The 23,197-nt window shown below is 69.9% G+C and carries 20 protein-coding genes; 10 read left to right on the top strand and 10 right to left on the bottom strand.

All coding sequences use genetic code 11. The features are described 5' to 3' along the window. Positions 1-2: 2 nt before the first annotated feature. Entirely contained in the window at positions 3-845 is an 843-nt protein-coding gene (locus tag ACFU95_RS39070; RefSeq protein ID WP_302003979.1) for a hypothetical protein, read from the bottom strand. 132 nt (positions 846-977) lie between these two features. Between ACFU95_RS39070 and ACFU95_RS39065 the strand changes: the two genes are divergently transcribed. Together ACFU95_RS39065 and ACFU95_RS39060 are read left to right on the top strand one after the other, a co-directional pair. Continuing rightward, complete coding sequence (locus ACFU95_RS39065) at positions 978-2,261, top strand: exonuclease SbcCD subunit D (RefSeq protein WP_302003980.1); 1,284 nt, start codon at positions 978-980, stop codon at positions 2,259-2,261. Further along, positions 2,258-5,449, top strand: a complete 3,192-nt coding sequence (locus tag ACFU95_RS39060) for an AAA family ATPase (RefSeq protein WP_383838537.1) — start codon at positions 2,258-2,260, stop codon at positions 5,447-5,449. Before ACFU95_RS39065 ends, ACFU95_RS39060 begins: the two co-directional genes overlap by 4 nt. A gap of 271 nt (positions 5,450-5,720) precedes the next feature. On the opposite strand, the gene ACFU95_RS39055 is transcribed toward ACFU95_RS39060, so the two are convergent. Next, positions 5,721-5,861: a DUF6417 family protein gene (locus tag ACFU95_RS39055; protein ID WP_383838534.1), complete on the bottom strand. Its 141-nt coding sequence runs from the start codon at positions 5,859-5,861 to the stop codon at positions 5,721-5,723. A gap of 170 nt (positions 5,862-6,031) precedes the next feature. Between ACFU95_RS39055 and ACFU95_RS39050 the strand changes: the two genes are divergently transcribed. The 5 genes from ACFU95_RS39050 (at position 6,032) to ACFU95_RS39030 (ending at position 11,475) form a co-directional block, all read left to right on the top strand. Continuing rightward, the gene (locus ACFU95_RS39050) at positions 6,032-6,406 is read left to right on the top strand and encodes a hypothetical protein (RefSeq protein WP_383838531.1); all 375 of its coding nucleotides are present in this window, start codon (positions 6,032-6,034) and stop codon (positions 6,404-6,406) included. Positions 6,407-6,979: 573 nt separating this feature from the next. After that, positions 6,980-7,288 (top strand): hypothetical protein, encoded by a 309-nt coding sequence (locus ACFU95_RS39045; protein ID WP_302003984.1) that lies wholly within the window; start codon positions 6,980-6,982, stop codon positions 7,286-7,288. After that, on the top strand, positions 7,285-7,935 hold the full coding sequence (locus tag ACFU95_RS39040) for a hypothetical protein (protein ID WP_383838528.1): 651 nt from the start codon (positions 7,285-7,287) through the stop codon (positions 7,933-7,935). Before ACFU95_RS39045 ends, ACFU95_RS39040 begins: the two co-directional genes overlap by 4 nt. A 53-nt stretch (positions 7,936-7,988) precedes the next feature. After that, the gene (locus ACFU95_RS39035; protein WP_383838525.1) at positions 7,989-10,172 is read left to right on the top strand and encodes an RNA polymerase sigma factor; all 2,184 of its coding nucleotides are present in this window, start codon (positions 7,989-7,991) and stop codon (positions 10,170-10,172) included. Positions 10,173-10,275: 103 nt separating this feature from the next. Further along, a complete protein-coding gene (locus ACFU95_RS39030) occupies positions 10,276-11,475 on the top strand; it encodes a glycosyltransferase (RefSeq protein ID WP_383838522.1) in 1,200 nt (399 codons plus the stop codon). 12 nt (positions 11,476-11,487) lie between these two features. Here the strand turns inward: ACFU95_RS39030 and ACFU95_RS39025 are convergent, their stop codons facing one another. From ACFU95_RS39025 to rfbB, 3 genes are read right to left on the bottom strand one after another with little or no spacing between them, the layout of a single operon-like run. After that, on the bottom strand, positions 11,488-12,129 hold the full coding sequence (locus ACFU95_RS39025; RefSeq protein WP_383838520.1) for a formyltransferase family protein: 642 nt from the start codon (positions 12,127-12,129) through the stop codon (positions 11,488-11,490). Continuing rightward, positions 12,126-13,259 (bottom strand): DegT/DnrJ/EryC1/StrS family aminotransferase, encoded by a 1,134-nt coding sequence (locus ACFU95_RS39020; RefSeq protein WP_383838517.1) that lies wholly within the window; start codon positions 13,257-13,259, stop codon positions 12,126-12,128. The genes ACFU95_RS39025 and ACFU95_RS39020 overlap by 4 nt, the downstream gene beginning before the upstream one ends. Continuing rightward, positions 13,252-14,250, bottom strand: coding sequence for a dTDP-glucose 4,6-dehydratase (gene rfbB / locus ACFU95_RS39015; RefSeq protein ID WP_302003990.1), 999 nt, complete (start codon positions 14,248-14,250; stop codon positions 13,252-13,254). The genes ACFU95_RS39020 and rfbB overlap by 8 nt, the downstream gene beginning before the upstream one ends. Before the next feature lie 211 nt (positions 14,251-14,461). Here rfbB and ACFU95_RS39010 point away from each other — a divergent pair, with 211 nt between their 5' ends. The 3 genes from ACFU95_RS39010 (at position 14,462) to ACFU95_RS39000 (ending at position 18,809) form a co-directional block, all read left to right on the top strand. Further along, a complete protein-coding gene (locus ACFU95_RS39010) occupies positions 14,462-15,757 on the top strand; it encodes a multiprotein-bridging factor 1 family protein (protein ID WP_383838513.1) in 1,296 nt (431 codons plus the stop codon). 1,848 nt (positions 15,758-17,605) lie between these two features. Then, positions 17,606-17,869 carry a hypothetical protein gene (locus ACFU95_RS39005; RefSeq protein WP_383838511.1) on the top strand — a complete coding sequence of 88 codons (264 nt, stop codon included), beginning with the start codon at positions 17,606-17,608 and terminating at the stop codon, positions 17,867-17,869. A gap of 10 nt (positions 17,870-17,879) precedes the next feature. Continuing rightward, on the top strand, positions 17,880-18,809 hold the full coding sequence (locus ACFU95_RS39000; protein ID WP_302003998.1) for a helix-turn-helix transcriptional regulator: 930 nt from the start codon (positions 17,880-17,882) through the stop codon (positions 18,807-18,809). Here the strand turns inward: ACFU95_RS39000 and ACFU95_RS38995 are convergent. From ACFU95_RS38995 to ACFU95_RS38975, 5 genes are all read right to left on the bottom strand, one after another. Next, the gene (locus ACFU95_RS38995; RefSeq protein WP_383838508.1) at positions 18,698-19,246 is read right to left on the bottom strand and encodes a hypothetical protein; all 549 of its coding nucleotides are present in this window, start codon (positions 19,244-19,246) and stop codon (positions 18,698-18,700) included. The genes ACFU95_RS39000 and ACFU95_RS38995 overlap by 112 nt on opposite strands. Positions 19,247-19,336: 90 nt before the next feature. Further along, positions 19,337-20,107: a hypothetical protein gene (locus ACFU95_RS38990; RefSeq protein ID WP_383838505.1), complete on the bottom strand. Its 771-nt coding sequence runs from the start codon at positions 20,105-20,107 to the stop codon at positions 19,337-19,339. A gap of 276 nt (positions 20,108-20,383) precedes the next feature. After that, positions 20,384-21,853, bottom strand: coding sequence for a UvrD-helicase domain-containing protein (locus ACFU95_RS38985; protein WP_383838501.1), 1,470 nt, complete (start codon positions 21,851-21,853; stop codon positions 20,384-20,386). Continuing rightward, positions 21,850-22,332, bottom strand: coding sequence for a hypothetical protein (locus ACFU95_RS38980; RefSeq protein ID WP_383838498.1), 483 nt, complete (start codon positions 22,330-22,332; stop codon positions 21,850-21,852). Before ACFU95_RS38980 ends, ACFU95_RS38985 begins: the two co-directional genes overlap by 4 nt. Next, entirely contained in the window at positions 22,329-23,189 is an 861-nt protein-coding gene (locus ACFU95_RS38975; RefSeq protein ID WP_383838495.1) for a DUF6083 domain-containing protein, read from the bottom strand. The genes ACFU95_RS38980 and ACFU95_RS38975 overlap by 4 nt, the downstream gene beginning before the upstream one ends. Between the last annotated feature and the right edge of the window lie 8 nt (positions 23,190-23,197).

Here is a 23,197-nt window from a genome sequence, read left to right as displayed (position 1 = left end):
GGTCAGGTGACGGAGCGCAGGCGCCGGGCCGTCTCGGTGGGGGCGGAGCCGAACAGGCGGCCCGCTTCGTCGAGTTGCGTGCGGGCGCGCTCTGCCGCCTCGCGCCGGTCGGCGCTGTCGGGGGTGGCGTGGATGGCCAGTTCCTGCTGGGCCGCGTCGTGCAGTAGCTCCCGGTCGGGGACTGCGTCGGGGCCTTGGGGGTGGTCTGCGGCCAGGGCGTGGGGGATGTTGGCGGCGTAGCGGTGCAGGAGCTGGCGTGTGCCGAGGGTCATCGTCTCGGGGTCGGGGGTGAGGCGTTCGACGGCTTCGACGAATTTCATCGCGCCGGTCAGGAAGTGGACACGGGCGCTGAGTGGTCCCACGATGCGGTCTTCCAGCGGCCAGACGCTGATGGTGAACAGGGCCCTGGCGGGCGAGAGGTGATCCGAGGTCAGGGCGGGACACAGGTAGTAGGGGCGTGCCCCTGGTGCGGAGCGGTAGGAGCGTTCCTCGTCGCGGCGCAGGGTGGCCAGGCGGGTGGTGGGCAGCGATCCTGCGAAGAGGGCGTCGTGGACCTGGCTGATCAGTTTGGGCGCCGCGGGCACGGTGAGCAGGGTGAGGATCTGGTGGACCTGCTCGCGTGCCGGCATCCGGGCGGTCCGCGGCGGGGTGCGCCCGGCGGCGGGTTCTTCCCCGCCGGGCGCTGCGTCGCCGGTGTCGAAGAGGGCGTCGTAGGAGCGCTGGGCCCGGCGCAGTTCAGCGCGGAGGTGGTCCAGCAGGGGCTGGTCGCGGTGCATTTGGGCGTGCCGCATGGCCTGCTGCAGCTGCTGCATGTGCTTTTCGAGGGCGTCCAGGTGCTCCTGCATGCGGAGCACCCTAGCAGGTTCCCAAGTTTCCCGAAGTTTCCCTGAGATTGCCGTGTAGAGTGCCTGTCACTCTACCAACTGCCCTGATGACAGCGGGTGTTGGTTCCCCCTGCCTGGAGACATCCATCTCTCATGAAGCTTCTGCACACCTCCGACTGGCATCTGGGAAAGAGGCTGCAACGCCGTTCCCGGGACGGCGAGTTCGACGCCGTCCTCGCCGAGATCGTCGAGATCGCCCGTCGGACCCAGCCTGATCTGATCGTGCACAGCGGGGATCTCTTCGACCGTTACAGCCTCTCCCCCGGTGACCTCATGCGGGCCATGACGTCCCTGAGCGCGTTACGGTCGACGGCTCCCGTCGTGGTCGTCGGCGGAAACCACGACTCGCCGCACTGGTTCGACGTGCTCGACCATGTCTTCCAAAACAGCGCCGAGCCCGGCGCCCACACGGTCACCTTCGTGCACACCGCGGCGGACGGCTCCGGCGGCGGCCGGGTCCTCGACTTCCCCACCCGCGACAAGACCCAGCGCATCCGGCTGGCGGCGCTGCCCTTCATCCACCCCAACCGGTTCATGCACCTGTTCCCGGGGCTCGGCACCACGCACGGCGCCTACGCCCAGGGCCTGCGCGGCCTGCAGGAAGAACTCATCACACAGCTGCGTGAGGGCTACTCCCCGCAGCAGGACGTCCTCGTCTTCGCCACCCACCTCTATCTCAGCGGTGCGCTGCTGTCCGGCAGCGAGCGCCACCTCGACGTCAACGACGCCTACGCCACCGCACCGGACGATCTGCCGCCCGTCGACTACTGCGCGCTCGGCCACATCCACAAGCCGCAGGCCCTCACTTCCAGCAGGGCCACCGCCCGCTACGCCGGCAGTCCCCTGCAATTCGACTTCGGCGAATGCGACGACGCCAAGAGCGTCGTCCTGGTCGAGGCCGACCCGCAGCGCCCCACCCGCACCGACCCCCAACGGCTCACGGCCGGGCGGCGCCTGAAGAAGTTCACCGGCACGCTGGAAGAACTCGCCTCCAGAGCAGAGGAGTTCAGCAACACCTTCCTGGATGTGACCGTCACCAGCCAGACCCTGATCCCGCAACTCTCCCGGAAGGTCGCCACCGCGGTACCCGACGCCGACGTCGTCTACCTGACCGAAGACTGCGCCGAGACCCGAATCACCCCACTGGACACCAGCGACCTGCCCGAAGAGGAGCCGGAAATCACGGAATCCTTCCGCGCCTACCTCACCGAACACGGCACACCGGGCCGGGTCGCCGACGAGGTCCTGGCCGCCTTCGCCTCCCTGCTGCACCATCCCGACAGCGACGAGCCGCCGCCCTGCCCGGCCGAACTCGGGCTGCAGGAAGCCCTCGCACACCCCTGGACGCCCAGCAGCACCGGATCGGAGACGGCATGAGGCCGCTCAGCATCACCCTGTCCGGAGTCCGCAGCTACACCGACACCTGCGGGCCCCTGGACTTCACCGACAAGAACCTGGTCGGCATTCTCGGCGACACCGGCGCGGGCAAGTCGACGCTGCTCGAGGTCATCCTCTACGCCCTCTACGGCAGGACGTCCTGGGGCGCGTACGGATCACAGCTGATCGCCGACGGCTGCGAAAAGATGTCGGTCGACTTCACCTTCGCCGTCGACGCCACGCCCTGGCGCGTGACCCGCGTCTTCCACAAAAACAGCAACACCCCCCAGGTGAGCCTGAGCACCGAGGGCACGACAGTCAACGGCGCCACAAGGGTCAACGCGCGCATCGAGGAACTGCTGAACCTGGACTTTGGGAGCTTCAAAAGCGCCGTCGTGCTGCCCCAGGGCAAGTTCGACACCCTCCTCAACTCCAACGACACCGACCGCACCAAGCTGTTGAGATCCCTGCTCGGCATCGACGAACTCCAGCGAGTGCGCCAGCGCGCCGCCGACCAGCGGACGCGGCTCGACGACCTGCTGCTCAAGGCGACCGAGGCCCGCAACGACCTGCGCAAGGATCCGGAAGGCGATGCCCACCGTCTGGGCATCCGTCAGGCCGAGATCGAAAAGGCCACAGCCGACCTGTCCGGGCACCTGGACACGCTGCGCCAACTGCGCCACCAGGCCGACGGCCTGCAGCAGCACAGCACGCAGACCGCCCGCGCGGCGGCCGCCCTGGCCGAGCGCACCATTGCCGATGTCCACGCACCGCTCACCGCGCTTGTCGCCGACGACCACCTCCTGCGGGAGCAGCTGGACGACGTCGACCGCGCGCAGGAGGAAGCCACGCTGCGGCGTGACCGGTTGCAGACGACGCTGGACGCGGACCGCGCCACCGGCATGACCGTCGCCGCGCTTTCCGCGGCAGCGGAAGTGCTCGAGAGCGCCCCGGGGGTGCTGAACGGTCTCGGCGAGCAGCAGCAGGACCTGCGGCAGGACCTGGACCGCCTCGAGACGGACGAACGGTCCGTCAAGGAGGACGAGGAACGCCTCGCGGAACTGGCGGCCGGACTTGACGGGCTCAAGGAGAGTGCCGACAAGGCCCGCGCTCAGGCGGACGGTGCCGAGGCAGCGCTGGAACGGCTGACGGGCGCTGTGCGTGTCCTGCTCGAGGAAGGCGCAGCCGCCGCCGAGCACCGCACCGGGCAGGCTGCCGCCCGGGAGCGGCGGGAGGAACTCGCCGCCGCGGAAACCGAGGCCGCTGCCGCTGCCGAGCAGCAGCGCGGCCTGCTGGAGCAGGCCTCCCAGACGGTGGAGGACCGCCAGCGCGGTGACGCCGCCTACACCGCGGGAATGGGACTGGCCCCGGGTGATGCGTGCCCCGTCTGCACCCACACCCTCGATGCCGCCTACACCGCTCCCGAACCGCAGGATCCCAGGGCCATGCGGCAGGCCAAGAAGGCCAAGAAGGCGGCCGCCGATGCCTCCAACGACGCCCTGGCCGCCCTGCAGGAGATCCAGGCCGACATCCGCAAGGCCGAACAGGACGAACAGGAGCGCCACAGGAAGGCCGAAGCCGCCCGCGCCCGCCTGGCCGACCAGCTCTCCCCCGTACAGCAGCAGGCCCGGGACGTGGCGGCCCTGACCGGCCACACCGCCCCGGAGTCCTTCGCCGCGCATCTGCTCGCCGCGGTCAACACCGCCGTAGAGGAACTGCTCGCCCAGAAGTCGCCGAGCGCCGCCGAACGCCTGGCCCTGCTGGACACCCTGCTGCCGGACGCCCGGCTGCGCATCGAGGAGGCACAGCGCTTGGCCGAGGCCGCCGGCGATGCCGCCCGGTCGGCCGCGGGTGAGGTCCAGGCCGAGCAGTCGGTGATCGCCGAGCGGCGCAAGACCCTGGAGGCCGGCCGTAGGAAGGCCCGGCGGGAACAGAAGCGCCTCGATGAGGCACGCCGGCAGTTCCTCACCCGGCTGGCAGCGCTGCCGCACCCAGTGCAGGTCAGCGTCACGGACCCGGACACGCTGCCATCCCTGGAAGCCATTGCCGCCTGCACATCGGCGGTGACCGCCCACCTCAGCCGCCTCGGCGAACTCGAGCGCGACCACACTCAGGCCCTCACGGACCTGCAGAAGCTGGCCGAACAAAAGGAAGGACTGACCGGCGAACACCGCCGACGCGTCGCCGAACCGCTACGCCGGCAGCAGACCACGCTCGAACTGCGCGCCGACGCCGCCACCACAGCGGTGCGGCTGCTCCCGGACAACGCGGTCAGCCTGCCAGACACCCCCGGCACATGGGACAACCCGCACGACGTCGCGGCCTACGCCACCGCCCTCGACACGGCCTGCTCAGCGCTTCGCGAAGCCCTCGACGCCCTACACCGGGGCACCCAGGAGACCATCAACGCACTGGCGTCCAAAGCCACTTCGGCATTCCAGGCCCTCGCCCCCCTCACCCCTCAGGCGCCGACACTTCCCGCGGCCGCCACGGATCTACTGTTCGATCCCGATGTCATGACCCCCTTCCACAAATACGAGGGGGCTCTACAGGCGGAAGCTGTCCAGGCAGCAGCAGGCCGCGACGAGGCGCTGTCCCAGATCCCCCACGCTCTCAAGCTCCAGGCAGCGATCACGGCCGGCAAGCAGGAGCGGTCCGCCTGGGCCGGACTATACGAACAGCTGAGCGATTCCCATTTCCCCCGTCATCTGACCGAGCAACGGACCCGTTCCCTGTTCATTCTGGGAAGCAAGCTACTCATGGACCTGTCAGCGGGCCGGTTCGGCTTCAGTGACGACTTCGGCATCGCCGCTCTCGACAACAACACCGCCCGCAACCCCCGGACCCTCTCGGGCGGGGAGACCTTCCAGGCCTCACTCGCCCTGTCGCTGGCCCTGGTCGAGCTGCACAGCCGCACCAACGCCCGACTGGAGAGCCTCTTCCTCGACGAAGGGTTCGCCACCCTAGATGCCGGAGCACTCGACAGCGCCCTGTCCGTGCTGCGCACCCACGTCGGCAACGACAGGCTCCTGGCCGTCATCAGCCACCTCCGCCCCGTCGCGGAGAGTGTCAACGACGTCCTGTGGGTGGAGAAAGACGCATCCGGATCTACTGCCCGCTGGCTCACCCCGCAAGAGCATCACACCCTCATCCGCAGCGACTTCCACAACCTCGCAGACCTCACCTGAACTCTTCCGGTGAGACGCCGAAACAGACGGCCGGTGTCCGCGCAAATCGGTCGGGCGACCACCGGCCGCGCGGCGCCAGCCAGCCGTTTGATCCAGCGCCCCTGAGGCACGGCGCCTTGGGTCCCCGCGCCGGTTGCACGGAGACCCACCATGTGTGTGAGTGAGATCGTGTCGGTGCGGTGCGGCGGTGGGCCGGGCTCGCCAGGGCGACCTCGGCGCAGGATCGGTCAGATGGCCAGGGCGGCGTTGAGCGGCCCCACCGACGCGACGGTCATGTCGATTGCGCGACGGCCAGCAGCAGTCGGAGCAGGTTATGTGCCTCTTCCAGGGTGAGCAGGGCCAGCCGTTTGGCGGTGCCGTGGCGGGGCGCGAAGTCGATCTCGTCGAGATCGAGGTGGTTGTAGTCGTCCATGTCCGGCGCAACGTGATCCGCAAATGCCGGGTCACAAACAGGTGAGGACATCGCCGGGCCGCGCGCGCAGGGACTGGCCAGCGGGCTCCCGCCCCGGCTCGGGGATCTCGAGGCGGCAGCCCAGCGCCAGTATCCCTCCGTACGGCCGGACAAGGTGCATCAGGCGCTGCGTGGCCGACGCCCCGGCTCTTCGCCGCGGTCTTCTTCGTAGTCTTCTTCTGAGGCATCTCGTGGACGTCGGCGTCCTCGCCACGGGAGGCCTTGGCCTGCTGGACGGACTCGTTGAGGGCGGCCATGAGATCGAGGACGTGGCCCGGCTGCTCGGGCTCCGGGGCTTCGAGGAGGGGCTTGTCTTCCCGCTTCACCTCCATGATCTTCGCCATGGCGTCGGTGTAGGCGTCGGTGAACTCGGGGCCCTGAAGGTGGTCCCGGGTCATGCGGTCGATGAGGGCGAGCGCACCTTCCCTCTCCTCCTCCGACACCTTCGCGCTGGGCGGGTCGACGGCGGCCGGATCACGGGCCTCGTCAGGCCAACGCTTCTCTAGCCTTCCTTGAACTGTCGGTTCTGGGGCGGAGAGAGTGCTGCATTGGAAAACGGACCGGGTTCCTGGACGGTCGACTTCTACCACTTCCGGAGGGAACTGACCTGCGCAGCCACGGACGAGTACCTCGGTGTGTACAGGGATGTACACGCTTGGGCGAGGAGTCCGGCGAGCCGCTCTCTGCACCCACGGACCCGAGCCAAATTTGGCGCAGGGTAATGACGGTTATTCAGCAGCTTTCGGAACGTCGCGACGAGCGGGCTGTCGGCGAGCTGCGTCTGGCGCTGCGATCAGGATCCGCCGACGCGCGACTATCCCAGGCCCCAGGCCTCGTGCCCGACCGCACTCGCCCCGAACCTCACTCATCCTTCAATCGGCGCGGGACATCGGGCGGCCCGGGCGTCGGGTCTCCTGCAGCACGAGCAGGGCCGGCAGCTGGGTCATGGATACCCGTGTGTCTCGCTAGTCGCCGGCGAAGAAAAATCCCGGATCGCGTAAGAAGCAGTCCACGCAGTCCCTATAAGAGGTGAAGGCCACTCACACATCCGCCCACCAGACCGCCGAGGTACCACCGAGATGACGTCCTTGTCCGAGTACGTGATGGGTGCAGTCAATCTGATCCCCGTCGCGTGCAACCTCTGGAACCTCCCCGGTGTCGCGCGGCTTCGGACCCGTCTGCGCCGCCTCCCGGCCCCGGCACCGTCCGAGCCGATCCCCTCGGTCTCGTCGACATCGCCTGCCGGCGTGGCGGCCGAGCTGCTGCGGTCTCTGCCGCTGGGAGCCGCCGCACACTACGAGGCGCCGGACGGCAGCAAGGTGACGGTCTGGTGGATAACGGCTCCGCCCGCTGCCGGCAGCGGGTCGGAGGGATACGCCCTGTGGTGAGCGAAGCTCAACGCGGGATCCCGGAGGCGACACCGGCGGACACCGCGCATGCGAGCGCGCAAGCCCTCGGCTTCCTGGATCCCCACGGCGGGCGCGCCAAGTACCAAGCATACCAGCGCAAGATCGCCGAGTGTCTGGCGACACTTCCTTTTCATATCAGCGAAGACGAGCGCTATGAGATCGCCGGTGCTGCAATCGCCGCAGCCCTGCGCAGCGGTCGAATTGATCCCTCTAAACAGCCATTGGCGTACTGTAAGGCGACAGCAATTCGGCTAGCTCGGAAACGTCAAGACAAGAAGTCCCCAGAGGTTCTTGTCGGGGATTACCCCGAGGAATGCCTCTCCATGCCGAGTCCGTGTTCCGTGAGCGAGCAGGGGGCCAGTTCAGGCCGAGCCCCGCAGGACGCGGACCTGTGGGACCTCGTCGATGACATCATCGACCGCCTCCCTAGACCGCGCGAGCGGGACGTATTGCGGCGGCAGAGCACGGGACAAGACGACGACACGATCGCAGCAGAGACCGGTAGGACGAAGAATGCGACCTACCAGGGCCGCGCACGCGGGGTGCAGTCCGTGCAGGCCCAACTGGGGCAGTACATCCGGCCGGGGCACCTGAAGCCGCGGCGGACCTTGGGCGGTGAGCAGTGACAGGCGACGAAATGCAGAGCTGGAGGACAAACGGGCCGGAAGGGGCGACGGGTGTGAACAAGTCTGGAGGGTACGACGAGCTGCTCGCGTTGCTGGCAGGGCCGGCTGATTTCTGGGACCGGCCTGCCGGTGACTGGCCAGCGCGCACCGGCGCTACCGCTGGCATCCAGCCTGGTGTGCGAGAAGCACGGCAGGATGCCAACGCCGCCTACCTGCTGGGAACCAAGGCGCTGCGCCGCAACGACCTCGACAGCGCCGAGGGGTGGTTCGCGGCCGCCTGCGATCAGCAGCACCCCGGTGCGGCCTTCCGGGCCGCACTGGCGCGGCTGCTGGCCATGACATCCGACACGACCGTCCTGCGCGGCCAGGTCGGCAGCGGTAAAAGCCATGCCGTCGCTGCTCAGATGGTCGCTCAGACGAGGAGAGGCACAACCTGCATACTCCGTGGCCAGGTTGGGAGCGGCAAAACCCGCGCGTTCATTCTTCTGACAACAGCCGCCAGGTGGGGCCACGCAGACGCGGCGCACCTCATCGGCCGTCTGCGTACTGGTAACGGACACTGTGTCACCGACGCCGCCTCGTCACTCGGGGAGGTGACTGTCACTGCCGATGATGACCTCACTGGCATGGTGCTGATGGCGGACACCGCCCCCTACGCGCCGCAGGACGCCGAGTTCTACCCCATCACGCAGGCGTTGCTCCGACAGTGCTTTGCCCCCCGCCAACCCGCAAAGCAGCCGCCTACATGCCCTGAACGGCAGCCAGGCGTGGCCGAGCGCCAGTGGGAGGACCCCGCACCGGGTGGTGTGCCCGCGCAGCTTGACCGGTGCGAGGACGGCGTCCTGCCGCCGTCGTGGAAGCTGCCGCTGTCCGACGCCGGTCTGATCGAGCAGATGCGCTCCGGCGACGACACCGCATACGAGGAGCTGTACCGGCGCCACGCGGACGCCGTGCGCCGCTACGCCCGCACCTGCTGCCGCGACGCCCACACCGCGGACGACCTCACCGCCGAGGTCTTCGCCCGCATGCTCCAGGCGGTGCGCGGGGACTCCGGCCCCGAGCGCGCCGTACGCGCGTATCTGCTTGCCTCCGTGCGGCGCGTGGCCGCCACTTGGACGAAGTCGGCCCGGCGGGAGCAACTGGTCGACGACTTCGCGGTGTTCGCGGCGCAGGCCGTGCACTCCTCCGAGGTCTCCGATGACGACACACGCAATCTCGGTGCCGCCGTGTGCGCGATGCACGAGGCCGAGCAGTCCATGGCCATGCAGGCCTTCCGGTCGCTGCCGGAGCGCTGGCAGGCCATGCTGTGGCACATCGAGGTCGAGGACGAGTCGCCCAGCGAGGTCGCCACACTCTTCGGGCTGGACGCCAACGGCACGCGCGTGCTCGCCAGCCGCGCCCGCGAGGGCCTCAAGCAGGCCTACCTCCAGGCCCATGCCAACGCCACCCTCGTCGCTGACAACGCTTGGGAGCAGCAGTGGTTCTCGATGCGCCATCCCATCGTGCTGTGGTCCCGCCAGTGCGCGCGTTGCGAAGCGGCCAGTACGCCATGGGTCCGTGGTGGGAGCCAGAGGGAATGCCCAACATGCGTCCATGAGCCGACGTCCCTGTCTTGTGGAGTCGGGCGAGGTTCTCACACCGCGCTTCTGTGGGACGATCCGCATGCCCTCAGCACCGAGGCACCTGTGGCGGGGCGTGCACAGCATCCGCGTTCAAGCCCTGCCCGGATCACGGACTTCACGCACCGCACCTTCCATGCGTACCTGCGCGGCAGCATGGATACATCACCGACGCCCGCAGCCGCACGCTCAGCCTTTCGTGGGCGCCTGCGGGCTGAGCGGCTGCGAGAACAACGGGCAGCGGACAGGGCACTCCTGCTGGCCACGGCACTGTGTGACGACGCCGGCAGCAGCCACGCCGAGCAGGTCGCCGCCTCCCTGCTCAATGCCAGCTTGAGCATCACGAAGCTGGCGACAGGAATCGAGCTGTACCGCCCCAGCCTCCACATGGTCCGCGACGAAACCCAACGCCTCTATCTCTTCACCGACCCGCGCGTCGGCCTGGGCGACCCGGAGGAGCCGCGGCTCGCCGTTCCCACCATCGTCAGCAGCCCACCAGACAACACGGAGGAGCCAGCCCAGCCAACCACTGCAAAAGCCTCACCCCCTTCTGGCCATCCCATCCCGCGAGAACACAGCCATGCAGACCCGCTGCAGGTGTACGCCTTCCGCGCCTAGGAAGCAGAAGGGAATCCGTTGAGCGGCGAGGGGCGATCGCTCGGTGGCGGTGTGGAAGGCTGCACCTCGCAGGCCGTCCTTGCTCGGGCGGGAGTTGAGTCAGATGGGATGTCTCGTGACCAGCGCCATCAACCGTGCTCCGCATGCTTCGTTCCGCCTGATCGTGACCGGTGGCGGGACAGGTGGCCACACCTACCCGGCGCTCACCGCGATCCGCGCACTGCGGGACCGGCTCACCGGGCAGGGGCGCGGCCTGGAGGTGTTGTGGATCGGTACGGCGGAGGGTTTGGAGGCGCGGGTCGCCCCGGCCGAGGGCATCCCGTTCACCACCGTGGCAACGGGCAAAATCCGCCGCTCGTCGAATCCGCTGAAGATGCTCGGCCCGGCGAACGTCAGGGACATGGCGCGCGTGCCGCTCGGGGTCGCACAAGCGCGGTCGAAGATCGCCGAGTTCACTCCGGACGTGGTCCTGGCCACCGGCGGGTACGTTGCGGTCCCGGCCGGGCTGGCCGCCCGGCTGTGCCGACGACCGCTCGTGCTGCACGAGCAGACGGTGCGCCTGGGGCTGGCGAACCGCAAGCTCGCCGGATCAGCCTCGCGGATCGCCGTGTCCTCACCATCCACCCTGGAGCTGCTGCCCAAGGAGGTACGCGCAGCCGCCGTGGTCACCGGCAATCCGGTGCGGCCGGAGATCCTCACCGGTGACGCGGACAAAGCCGTCACAACTTTGGGGCTCACCGGTTTCGACCGGCGGCTGCCCACCCTGTACGTCACCGGCGGCGCCCAGGGCGCGCAGCAGATCAACACCGTGGTGGGCGGGGCGCTGCCGTGGCTGCTGGAGCGGGCCAACGTCATCCACCAGTGCGGACCGGACCACGTGGAGCACCTGGCCTCGCTCACCGCGCAGTTGCCCCGGGGTGCGGCGGCCCGCTACCACCTGACCGGGTATGTCGGCAGCGAGTTGCCGGATGTGCTTGCCCTGGCCGACGTCGTCGTCTCCCGCAGCGGGGCGGGTACCCTCGCGGAGCTCACCGCGCTCGGGAAGGCCGCCGTGTTCATTCCGCTCGCCACGTCGGCGGGCGACGAGCAGACCCACAATGCCCGGCACCTGGAGGAGGCGGGCGCCGCGGTCGCTCTGGCCGGGGAGGTGAGCGCGGACAGGTTGCGGCTTGCGCTCGGTCCGCTGCTGACGGATCCGGTCCGGCGGGCGGACATGGCGCGGGCCGCCCGCGCGCATGGGCGGCCTGACGCGGCACAACGGCTCGTCGATGTCCTTCTGGACGCCGCCGGCGCCGCCGTGTAGGAGGGCGGCGGGTCACAGACTGGTGCTGGTGGCCCGGGTCCAGTTGCTGCGACTGCCGAGTTGGTGGCTGTCGCGCAGGTAGTGCGTCACGGCGAGGGCCTCGTCCTTGGGGCGGGGCGTGATCTCGTTGAGGCGCGGCAGGGTGTCGGAGAGCAGGAGCGCCGCGTGGCGCATGGTGCGCTGCCAGACGTCGCGTACTTCGTCGGTGTCCGGCCAGATCGAGAAGGCGACTTCGCCGAGGATCGGACCGGTGTCGATGCCCGTCTCGATGACGTGGAGGGTGGCGCCGTGCAGGGGTTCGCCGTTGCGCAGCGCCCAGTTGACGGGTCGCGCCCCGCGGTACTGGGGCAGGCGGCCGGGGTGGCAGTTGACGATCGTGTCGGTGGCGTCGATCAGCTCGTTGCCGATGATCTCGTCGTAGAGGACGCTGACGACGAGGTCACATCGGCCGGGTTCGAGGTCGTGCCAGCGGCCGGAGGAGATCAGCCGGGCGTCGGGGTGGTGTTCGGCGACGTGCTGCGACAGGCGCAGGTCCCAGTCGGGTTCGCACCGGTTGGGGATCACCGTGTCCAGGACGGTGTCCGGCAGGGCGGCGAGCACATCGCAGGCGTGCGCGGCAAGTTGGCCCTTGCCCAGGACGGCGGCGCGCTTCATCGCAGGGCCTCCTTCACGGCCGTGGTGACGAGGTGGACGTCGCGCTCGGTCATGGCGTGGTGGAAGGGCAGCGTGATGACGCGGGCTGCGACGTGCTCGGTGGCGGGAAGCGGCCGGTGCCAGGCAGCGAACGCCTCTTGCAGGTGGTTGGGCGGATAGTGCACACCGGCCCCGATGCCCCGCTCGCGCAGGGTCGTAAAGACGCGGTCGCGGTCGTCGACGACGATCGCGCACAGGGAGGGCACGGCATGGTCGATGTCGACGTCGACGAGCCGGACCGCCTCGGGCAGATCGCTCAGGTGGCGGGCGTATGTGTGCCACAGGGCGCGCCGCTGGGTCTGGACGGTGGGGAAGTGCGGGAGTTGGGCGCGGCCGATCGCGGCGTTGATCTGGGAGAGGTGGGCGCGCAGGCCGGGGCCGGTCACGCGGTAGGTGGTGGTGTTCTGGCGGCGGGCGGCTGATTCGGCGATGCCCAGCAGCCGGATGCGGCGGGCTCGTTCGGCCTCCTCGCGGGTGCGGGGCACCAGGGCGCCGCCCTGGCCGCAGGTGAGGTTCTTGATCGGGCCGAAGGAGAAGCAGGTGGCGCGTCCGGTGGCGCCGACCCTATCTGGGCCCTGGTAGGAGCCGAAGGCGTGCGCGGCGTCTTCCACGATCGTGATGTTCCGCTCGGCGAGTTCGTCTTCCAGGTCGCCGAGCGGCACGGGGCGGCCGCCGTACAGGACGGGCAGCACGGCCTGGGTGTTCTCGGTGAGCGCCTCGCGGATCTGGGTGCTGCCCGTGCACAGGGTCGTCGGGTCGATGTCGGCGAAGCGGATGTTCGCGCCGCAGGCCTCGATGGCGCGCACGGTGGCGCAGAACGTGAAGGAGGGGACGACGACGTCGTCGCCGAGGCCGATCCGGGCGGCCAGGAGCGCGATGTGCAGGGCGGCGGTGCCCGAGGCGACGGCGACGGTCTCGGGGACGCCGAGGAAGTCGGCCAGGTCCCGTTCGAACTGCTCGGTGATCGGGCCGTGCCCGAACTGGCCGCTGGCCAGGGCTTCTTCGACGGCGGCGAGTTCGTCGCCGAACAGGTGGGGCCGGGCGTTGCGGGCGTGCGCCGCAGTCGCGGAAGCGAGGGTGGGCTCAGACACGGCAGGCTCCCGCCTCAGTTGTCGCCTGCTCGGCGTGCAGCAGGGGTGCCCAGCGTTCGGGGTGGTTGCGGTACCAAGCCACGGTCTCGGTCAGGCCCTGGTCGAAGTCCCGCTCGGGGCGGTAGCCGAGGGCGGTGGCCCGGGTGCAGTCCATGGCGTAGCGGAGATCGTTGCTGGGTCGGTCGGGCACGTACTCGATGCGGTCGGCTCCGGCGTCGCAGGCGGCGAGGATGCGGCCGGTCAGCGCCAGGCCGGTCAGGTCGGTGCCGCCGCCGAGGTTGTAGACGCATCCGGGCTCGCCGGCGCGCAGCACAAGTTCGATGCCGTGGCAGTTGTCGTCCACGTGCAGCCAGTTGCGTACGTGCTGGCCGTGTCCGTGCACGGTGACGCTTTCGCCCTGCAGGAGGCGGGTCACGAACAGCGGGATGATCTTCTCGGGGTGCTGGCGGGGCCCGTAGTTGTTGGAGGAGCGGGTGATGCACACCGGCAGGCCGAAGGTGCGGTGGTAGGAGAGGGTGATCAGGTCGGCGGCGGCCTTGGAGGCAGCGTAGGGAACGGTGGGGCGCAGCGGCGCGTCCTCGTTCGCCCGCCCGGTGGCCATGGGCCCGTACACCTCGTCGGTGGAGACGTGCACGAACTTCGTCACGTGGTGGCGGGTGGCGGCGGCCAGCAGGGTGTGGGTTCCGGTGATGTTGGTGGCCAGGAAGCGGCCGGCCGCGAGGAAGGAGCGGTCGACGTGCGACTCGGCGGCGAAGTGCACCACCGTGTCGTGGTGGGCGACGAGCGTGTCGACCAGGGCGGCGTCGCAGATGTCGCCGTGGACGAAGTCCAGCTTGGGGCTGAGGAAGGCCTCGCCCAGGTTTTCGCGGTGGCCCGCGTAGGTGAGGCTGTCGAGCACGGTCACGGTGGTGATGTCGGGTGCGGCCAGCAGGCGGCGTACGAAGTGGGAGCCGATGAACCCAGCTCCGCCGGTCACCAGGATCTTGTCCATCACAAGGGTGGTCCTTTCCGGTGAGGGGATGGGTCAAGGACAGCGCGGACAGCGGCTGTTGGGCCCGGCGGCAGGGGGTCGCGGCAACCGGGTTGCGGGATCCGCAAATGCGGTGCGTGTGCGGCGCGAGGCCTTGACGCGGCGGCCTAGGGTGGAAGGTCTCGACTCTTCGGGCCGTGCGCCCACCGACCGGTGCGGCGTGGAGGTGGCGATGCCCCGTCCAGCACCCCTGAGCCTCGTGTCCGACCTCGGTGCGGTCATTCGCGGCCGCCGGCAGGCCAAGCGGATGCACCAGGCTGAACTGGGCCGTCTTGTCGGCTACTCGACGTCGTGGGTGTGCCGGGTCGAGGCGAACCGGCTGCAGCCCAGTTGGCCGGCGCTGGTCAAGCTCGCGGACGCCCTCGGCCTGCAGGCCGCCGATCTCACCCCGCAGCCTCACCCATGCGAGGCGGGCAAGACCACTATCGTGTCCGGCAACGAGGCGTCACAGGACCAGGAGGACGCAGTGCGACGTCGGACTCTTCTCGCAGGAGCCACGGCCGTGGGCGCCGCCCTGACCGGTCTTCCCGCCGCCTCCGCCGCCAGTGGCCGCCCTCTGGACGGGCTTGAGGACCTCCTGGTGTATGGGCCGCCCTCCCCCACCCGCCGCGTCACCGCCGACGTAGTGCGCGGCACGGTCGCGGCCTCCCGCACTGAGTTCCTCGCCTGCCAGTACACCCGGCTCGCCACCGCGTTGCCGAAACGCCTCGCGCTCGCCCAGGCCCTCGGAGGCGACGTGGGGGCGACCGCGCTCGCGCAGCTGTGGAGCCTCGCCACCCGGGTGTGTATCAAGGCTGGCGACGACCGGCTCACCGCCGTCACCGCCGACCGGGCCGTCGCCGCGGCCACCGCCGTGGACGCGCCCCTCATCCAGGCCGAGGCGCGCCGCATGGTCGCCAGCGCGTACCGGCGCCACGGCCTGCACGCCAAGTCCGCCGTGATCGCGGTACGCGCCGCCGACGCACTGCCGTCCGCACACGATCCCGCCACGCTGTCGGCACGCGGCAACCTGTACGCGACCGCCGCCTACGCCGCCGCCAAGGCCGGCGACCGCGACAGCGCCCTCGCACTCATCACCGAGGCCCGCGGCCACGCCACGGAAGTCGGCACGCTGGCCACACCCGCCGCCGCCCCCGGCACGGTGTTCGGCCCACCGCAGGTCGCCCTGCACGAGGTCTCGGTCCACTACCTGCTCGGGGATGCAGGCAAAGCCATCGGGATCGCCCGCAGCATCTCCCCCCTCGGCCTGCCCAAAGAACGGCTGGTCAGGGTCCGCTGGGAGACCGCGCGCGCCTACGCCGAGTGGAACCGCTGGAGCCAGTGCCTGTCCGAACTCGAAGCCATCGAGCGAATCGCACCGCAGGAAGTCCGCCGCCCCGCCGTGCGCACCCTCACCCGCACCATGCTCTCCACCCCCGCCCCCACTCACGGCATCAAAGCCTTCGCCCACCGCATCAACGCCACCTGACAACCGTTCAACGCCCCCACGCCCACCGTGTAGCCGCACTCGACCTGCGGCTCGACCGGATCGAAGGCGCACAGTACGGCGCTCAACGAGATCGGCCAGGCGACGGCCAGAGCATGTTCACCCGCTGGCGGCCCCGCCATTGAGGGGTACAGGGAGACGGGACCAGACGCCTACCGCCCCTCCAGATCCGCGGCGGCGCGCTCTGCGACCTCGTGCAGAGGCAGCCTCACCGCCTGGCGACGACGCCACGCCTCCCGCAGACGTACGAGGCAACGGCCCAAAAGCCGGTCTGGACATCGGAATTCGGCTGATCACTCATCGAGCAAGAGCATCCATGGCTCCTTTGACGCGTATCCCTGCTGTCGGGATGGTCGCCGCCGGTCCGCCGGGTCCTCGTCCTGGCCATCGCCGCCGCGATCGCCGTTGGGATGGCGGCTCATGGATGACGATCCAGGGGGCGGTTCGCGACAGCGGAACCGTGGGGGTCATCCACCGCGCCATGGGCCGACGACGCGCCGTTCTGAGCCAGCGCGTACGGCGGCCGCTCATCCACCGCAGACTGTCGAACGAAGTCCGATCACGGGATACAGCAGAGGCCCGTCCCGAAGGGGGCGGGCCTGCCGTGTGACATAGGTCACGTGAAGTCGTGCCGTCAAACACGCTCCGTGAGTCCCGTCCAGGCTAAAGGCGCGGGCTCGGATTCCACCGTGACGCCTCTTCGCGCCTTTTTCAGATTCTCGGACACGATTCGGCGACTCACCGGACAGCCACCCGCTGGAGCAGGGTCTCCGCTCCGTCCGGTGCCACTTGCCCGGACAGCGACAGAGGCGTGGCGGACGCGAATTCCCTTCAATGGCCTACAGACTCCCGGATTGGTGACGCCGCCCTTCTACACGCGCGCCCTCGGTGGGCCCCCGCCCGGCCTATGCCGTGGTGGTCTGGTCTGCGAGGTCGACGGGGTGTCCTCGGTCTCGACGCGGTCGACGTGGGCCTCGCGTACGGACTGCTGGAGCATGTCCATCAGGTCGACCGGATGCGGCCCCCGGGCGGGCGAGGTCGCGGGCGTGCAGCTTGGCATCGACGACCTCGACGAGGGCCTGGGCATAGCGGTCGGTCAGGCCAGGGATCTCGTCGAGGGTCCGCCTTCTGGGCCGCGCTGCGCGAGGTTCCTCCGTCCGGTCCGGGCGCCTGATCGACGTCCTCGCCCTAGCAACGGCGCTCCTGGAACTGGTGGACGCCTCCGGCGCACGGGACGCGCTGCGTGCGCTGCGGCAGCTGGTGGACGCCCTCGCCGCCGTCTGAACCCGTACATACCGAAAGAGCCGGCACCGCGCTGCGGTTACCGGCTCTCGGCAGGTCTCGCGCTGCAACGCGAGTCCGTGGGGTCCCTGTTCGGCTTGTGGTTGGAGTCAGCAGCAATCAGGGCAGGGCCCGCCCCTCTCAGTGCAAGCCCAGGTGCGCGGATAGTCGCAGCGAGTCTCTTATCAACGCAACCGCGATTGGCGCACGGCTGCATCAACTCGTTCACTACCACGGGTGACTGACACCGTCGGCGATCTCGATTTGGGTGAGAGAACCCCAGGTCACCGTTACGTACGGGGCAAGGAGTTGACGCTACGTGACACATTCCGTGTCAACGCATCTATGGATGCGTTGACACGCGCACGCATCAACACCCCCCGAAAGACCCTGGGGAGGGACTTACAGCCTCTTGCGGCTGCCACCATCTTGTCCACGGCGAACCACGCCGAGGGCGGCTGCAACCGCCCGCGTGGTTCGCCGAGTTGGAGTCAGCAGCTGGTGTCCGGCGGCCCGTGGGTCGCCGGACCCGAAGAGCAGGGAGGCCCCGTGCCCAAGTCCCAGTCCGTCTCCTGCGTGGAGACCGGATCCTCGTCCCGCCGTCGCCTGAGCGGCGCCGAGGCCATCGTCATCATCGTGATCGTCACCGTGGCGGCGGTCCTGGCCGCGGTCGCGGGCATGACCGTGCCGGTCGTGCTGCAGGTGCTTGCGGGCGCCGGGCTGACCGCCGTCCTGGTGGTCGGCCTGGTCACTGGGGCGCCGGTCCGAGGGCTGCGCGCCGCGCTGCACGCCCTGCTGGGTCCGGCTGCGTGAGGTGACGGTCGTGTGCCGTCCCGAGAAGCCGATCACCACCAGCAACACCGCGCTGCGCGAGCTGCAGGAGTGGCTGCGCGACCAGCGGGCCCGCACCGGACAGGGCTACCGCGCCCTGTCGGTGCGGGCCGGCTGCCACGCAACGACGCTGCAGCGGGCTGCCTCCAGCGAGACCGTGCCCAAATTGCCGACGGTGCTCAACTACGCCCGGGCGTGCGACGCCTCGCCCGACGAAGCGCGGCGACTGTGGAAGCGGGCCCGCCATGAGGAGACCCGCCTGGCGCGCGGCGGCCGCAGCCTGCCCGCCCCGCGTCCAGAGCTCATCCGCGACTTCGCCGACCTGGGTGCCGCCCTGGTCGACCTGTACGAGAAGGCAGGCTCCCCGGCGCTGCGCACCATGGAACAGCGGGCGGGCGGATTCGGCTCCCTACCGAGCAGCACTGCGCGCCGCATCAGGACCAAGCAGGCGATGCCGCACGGCCTGTCGCAGTTCCAGGCGTACTTGAGGGCCTGCGAGGTGCCGGAGGCGGACTGGCCTGACTGGGAGAACGCCTGGACGCGTGCATGGCGCCACGAGAAGCACGACGACTTCGCTGCGCTGGGCAGTTCCACAGCGGACGTGGACATCCTCGAGGCGATGGCGCTAACGCCGAAGGACATCCTCGCGACGGCGCGCGTGGACAAGCGGCTACGCGAGCGTTTCCAGAAGGAGTACCGCGTCGTCGCCGACGCCGATGGGGAGATCCTCATCGTCCGCGCCGGCTCGGGCCGCCGGATGCCCGTCCAGGTGGTGAAGCGCCGCGAGGTGCCGGGGCGCCTACGGCCGCCTCAGATGGGACGGGTTCTCGGCAAGTACTCCGAACCGTCCGAGCAGCAGCTGTCCTTCGCCATCCCGTACTCGGAGCTGGAGCGGGAGCCAGCACCCGGCGCCCTCTTCTGACAGCTGGAGGGCGACCGTTGCACGTACGGAGCCCCGGGGCCACCCTGGGGCTCCGTACGGGTGCGGTTCGCGTCGTCAGCTCGGCTCCGGTTCCGGCTCGGACGGCCGGAACTCCCGCAGGCCCAGTTCCCGTCGTCCAGCTGAGCGACCAGGACGCGATCCTCTTCGTTCGCGTCGGTGGCATCCCGCGCATTGCGCCGCGCCTCGCTGACCGCGAACAGCAGGGTGAGGTGGAAGTCGTCCGGCAGCGGCGGGGCTTCGTGTCCGCCGTCTGCGGTGTCGACCAGCACTGCGACCTCGTCGGAGCCGAGTTCGGAGGCCCGGACCTGGCTCTCGTACATGCTCAGGTGGGTGATGGCGTCGGCCCGCACCAGGGCGGACTTGGAGGTCCCGACGGACGGCCTGTTCTTCTTCCGCATGATCCAGACGTGCGTCACGCTGTCCCCTCCCGGAGATCGTTGGGTGTGGCCATCGTGACTGGGGGTGCCGACAAACAGGCCGTTCGGGATCGGTAGGTCCGTCCCGGCTCAGCGCGGCCAGGCGGCCGGAGTGCTCGGCGGCAGCGGGATCTCGTCCAGCCGCAGCCACTGTTCCTGGCCGCTCTGATCCGGCAGGCGGAACCGCACGTCCTGCGCCTCGTCCGACTCGTACGGGGCGTCTCCAACAGCCCGCAGCAGAGCGTGCAGCCTCGGGTGAGGGGCCTGCATCGCCCGGCCGCGTACGCCCTCGGCGCGCAGGGCGGCCAGCGTGAGGGAGGCGGTGTTCACTCCGGTACGTCGGTGGCCGTCGGCGTGAGCGATCGCCTCCGGGTGTTCCACGATGGAGGCCAGGGCCTCGGGACCGGCGACGGTGTACGTCAGCACCAGGTCACCGCGCTGCAGCATCACCTGCGCTCCCGGCTCCACCAGCGAGCCGTCTTCGCGGGTCGACATGGCCACCTTGCCGACCATCGGGCCCATGCCGATCTTCCGGACCTCGTCGAACTGCTCGATCGTCGGGTCCACGAACCGCTCGGAGTCGGGGAGCACCAGGGCGCAGTGCCCGTTCCACGAGGTTCCCGTCCAGCTCGGCGTGAGCGAGCCGTAGAGGGTTCCGGCGCCGTTCTTCTTCCGGATGGCCACGGTGACCGGCAGCAGTTCGGCCCGCACTCCCAGCTGGCCGTAGGCGTTCCGCAGCGTCAGGCACGCATCGACACAGATGTTCGCTGGCGCGCGGCCGTCGGAGAGGGCCGCCCACAGGAAGGGCAGCACCAGTTCCACGATCTGGTCCGGCTTGGCGTGTTCCAGCATCCGCGCCATGTGATCCATGCTCCCCGGCAGCGCTGGAGCCGCCCTGCGCGGACGCGGTAAGGAGGGATGGGCGACCCGCTTCTGCGGTGTCCGGTGCTTCTTACCCCGCTGCTGTTTCGACATGGGCAGAGCGTAAAGATCTCAACCGGCCTTCCGACAGACCGCGTTGCGCGGCCCGCAGGACGCCTCGGATCACGAGCCCGTCAGCGGCACCTCCGCCCGCGTTCCGTGGATACGGAACTCGCTGAAGGAGGAGATCCCGGGGTAGGCGGGGTCCGCGAGCTTCTAGCGGGGCGGTACGCCGTCGGGGTGATCGTGGATCCAGGACAGGCCTCCCAGGTCGAGGCGCTGGCGGGTACGGGTGACAGCTACGTAGGCCAGGCGGGCTTCTGCGTCGTCGATGGGGTCGGGTGGTCTCGTGGCGCCTGTCTGTTCGTCAGCGGCGTTGTCGTTGGGGCGGGCGAAGTCGTCTGCGATGAGGACACGGGCCCATTCGCGTCCTTTCGCCTTGTGGGCGGTGGAGACGGTGACCTGGGCGTGCGGTTCGGGTGCGAGGCGGGCGACGGCGTCGAGGATGGCGTCGGTGCCGTGGGTGTCGACGAGGTTGACCAGGGGCTGCAGGTCTCTTCCGGCCGGGTCGTGGGCTGCGTAGTCCTGCAGGTCGCCCCAGCGGGGGAAGAGGATCAGTTCGGGGTGGTGGGTGCGGCGGCCTTCTTTCAGGTCGCGGGCGGCGAGGGCCAGGGCTTGGAGGCTGTCGCCTCCGCCGGCGAGGGCGACCCGGCATCCGGCGGTCATGAGGGTCATGACCTGGGCCATGGCGCCGACGTTGGTGCGGCACAGTACGGCGTCCGGGTGGGTGACGGGGCCGAGTTCGGTGGGCACGGCAGGGGTGCCGGTGAGGCGGATCGGGGCGTCGGCAAGGTGCAGCCAGCGGTTGGCTTCCGCGGCGAGGTCGGGGCCGAAGCGGAAGGACTGGGACAGGGTCAGTTGGGTGCCGTCGAAGCCGGTCATGACGTCTTTGGCGCCGCGCCATTGGTAGATGGCCTGGGCGGAGTCGCCGACCATGACGAGCTGGGCGTGGTCGCGCTGGGCGAGGAAGATCTGTTCGACGACGGGGTTGGTGTCCTGGGCCTCGTCCAGCAGCAGGAAGTCGGCCTGGATGCGCGGCTGGGTGAGGGCCCAGGCCTTGAGGTAGTGGTCGTGGTCGTAGCGGACGGCGCCGTCTTCCGGGTGCTGCAGGTCGGCCCAGGCTTTGCGGGCGAACGGAACGATGTGGGCTGCGAGTTGGGCGTGGAGGTCGGTGTCGTCCAGGCCGCGCAGGCGTGGGACGTGGTGGCGGGTGATGGCCTCGTCGGCGGTGTGGCAGAACTGGGTGACGGTGCGCAGGGTGGCGTTGGAGAGTGCTTTTTGGGTGACTTCGCGTTCTCCGATGCGGAGGGCTTTGGTGATACCGAGGGCCTGTCCGGTCTGCCAGGCCGGGCGGCGGGGTGCGTTCAGGCGGCGGGTGTAGCGGTGGCCGACGGCTGCGTAGGCGAGGGCGTGGGCGGTTTTGCATTGGACGGTGTTCGGGAAGCGGGCGCGTGCGTCCTGGGCGATGGCGCGGTTGTAGGCGAGGTAGCGGCCGCGGCGTGTGGTGGCGTGGGCGAGCAGGGTGAGTGTGGTGGTTTTTCCGGTGCCGGCGCCTGCCTGCAGGGCGAGGTGGTTGCCGGCGTGGAAGGCGTCGGCTGCTGCGGTCTGTTCGTCGGTGGGGTTCATGGGGTGAGTCCTTTCATGGGGAGGGTGAGGGCGTGCCCGACGGCGGACAGCAGGTGCGCGGGAGTGGTACTGGCGAGGAGTTGGCGTACGGCGTAGTCGAGTCGGTCGGCCTCCCGGTCGGCGTGCTCAGCCAGGGCTCGGTGGAGGGCCTCGCGTACGAAGCGTTCGGAGGTCAGGCCTGCGCGGCGGGCGTTCCGTTGCAGGGCGGTGTGAGCGGCGAGCGGGAAGGCGACGTTGAGCAGAACGCGGCCGTGGGCGTCCGGGTAGTGGGTGGTGATCACGTCGATGGGCAGCCGGGTGGTGAGGCGCTGGCGCAGGCGGTGGGCGGCGCGTTCGTCGGTTTTGGCGTGTGCGAGGGCCATGAGGCGGGTGGCGTTGTGGTTGGCGGCGAGCGGCCAGGCTTGGGCAGCGTGGCGGAGTTCGGCCGATGTCAGGGGCCGGGTCAGCGTGATTTCCAGGGCGTGGTGGGGCATCGTCACTGGTTTCCGAGTCGGCGGCCCTCAGGGTGGGGCAGGCGGGTTCGGATGTGTGCTGCATGCTGGAGGGGGTCGAAGGGCTGCCATTCGGCCAGGGTGAGGTCGGCGGCGCCGGGGGTGGCGTCATGTCGGGGGCAGCGTTGGGCGCGCCAGCGCAGTTGCTCGCGGTAGGGCAGGTGGCCCAGGTCGTAGACGGCCATCAGTACGTCGGGCAGGGCCAGCTGGCCGTGGCGGGGTCCGGTGGGCAGCAGTCTCCAGGTGCCGGCGGGTCCGGTGAGGGCGCGGATGGGGTGGGGGCAGCGGTGACGGTGGCGGGTCTGGGCCACGCAGCGGATGTGTTCGACGGCGTGCTTGGCGAGGTAGCGGCACAGCAGCAGCTGCACGATGGGACGCTCGGGGGTGTCGGGGTCGTCTGCCTGTCCGCATGCGGGGGTCGGGGCGGGAGTGATAGCGCCGGTGTCGGTCAGGCGGCGGGTGCGGACGGCGAGTTGGCGACGGATCGCCTCGAGGTAGGGGCTGGTCTGGCAGGTGGGGGTGCGGGCCGGGCAGAGGACGGCGTGCGAGATGCGGCACCAGGGGCTGTCGTCATCGTGCGGGTGGGCGATGCCGCTGCTGAGGTGCCAGCGGCAGGATTCGGGGACGTGAGCGGCGGTCAGTTCGGCGGGGTGTAGGGCGATGAGCCGCTGGTCGGCGCGCTGGTAGAGGTCGATGCGGTTGCCGCACTGGCGGCAGCGGCCGTTTTGGCCGTGGCGCAGCAGGCGGCTGGGGCTGTTTGCGGCCACTTGGAGGGGGCGGCGAGGATGCAGGAGACGTGGGCTGCCGTCCCAGTGGCAGCCGGTGGGGGTGTGGTTGGGGCACATGGCGGGGA

The sequence above is a fragment of the Streptomyces sp. NPDC057623 genome, assembly GCF_042800355.1.
Lineage (GTDB): Bacteria > Actinomycetota > Actinomycetes > Streptomycetales > Streptomycetaceae > Streptomyces.
Note: the sequence above shows the minus strand (reverse complement) of the source record. Positions and strands in the feature narration are given on the sequence as shown.

Bases quoted from the DNA above. Each gene is read 5' to 3' on its own strand.
- ACFU95_RS39070 (WP_302003979.1), bottom strand. From the start codon at position 845: ATGCAGGAGCACCTGGACGCCCTCGAAAAGCACATGCAGCAGCTGCAG.
- ACFU95_RS39065 (WP_302003980.1), top strand. From the start codon at position 978: ATGAAGCTTCTGCACACCTCCGACTGGCATCTGGGAAAGAGGCTGCAA.
- ACFU95_RS39060 (WP_383838537.1), top strand. From the start codon at position 2,258: ATGAGGCCGCTCAGCATCACCCTGTCCGGAGTCCGCAGCTACACCGAC.
- ACFU95_RS39055 (WP_383838534.1), bottom strand. From the start codon at position 5,861: ATGGACGACTACAACCACCTCGATCTCGACGAGATCGACTTCGCGCCC.
- ACFU95_RS39045 (WP_302003984.1), top strand. From the start codon at position 6,980: ATGACGTCCTTGTCCGAGTACGTGATGGGTGCAGTCAATCTGATCCCC.
- ACFU95_RS39030 (WP_383838522.1), top strand. From the start codon at position 10,276: ATGGGATGTCTCGTGACCAGCGCCATCAACCGTGCTCCGCATGCTTCG.
- ACFU95_RS39025 (WP_383838520.1), bottom strand. From the start codon at position 12,129: ATGAAGCGCGCCGCCGTCCTGGGCAAGGGCCAACTTGCCGCGCACGCC.
- rfbB (WP_302003990.1), bottom strand. From the start codon at position 14,250: ATGGACAAGATCCTGGTGACCGGCGGAGCTGGGTTCATCGGCTCCCAC.
- ACFU95_RS39010 (WP_383838513.1), top strand. From the start codon at position 14,462: ATGCCCCGTCCAGCACCCCTGAGCCTCGTGTCCGACCTCGGTGCGGTC.
- ACFU95_RS38990 (WP_383838505.1), bottom strand. From the start codon at position 20,107: ATGGCGCGGATGCTGGAACACGCCAAGCCGGACCAGATCGTGGAACTG.
- ACFU95_RS38985 (WP_383838501.1), bottom strand. From the start codon at position 21,853: ATGAACCCCACCGACGAACAGACCGCAGCAGCCGACGCCTTCCACGCC.
- ACFU95_RS38975 (WP_383838495.1), bottom strand. From the start codon at position 23,189: ATGTGCCCCAACCACACCCCCACCGGCTGCCACTGGGACGGCAGCCCA.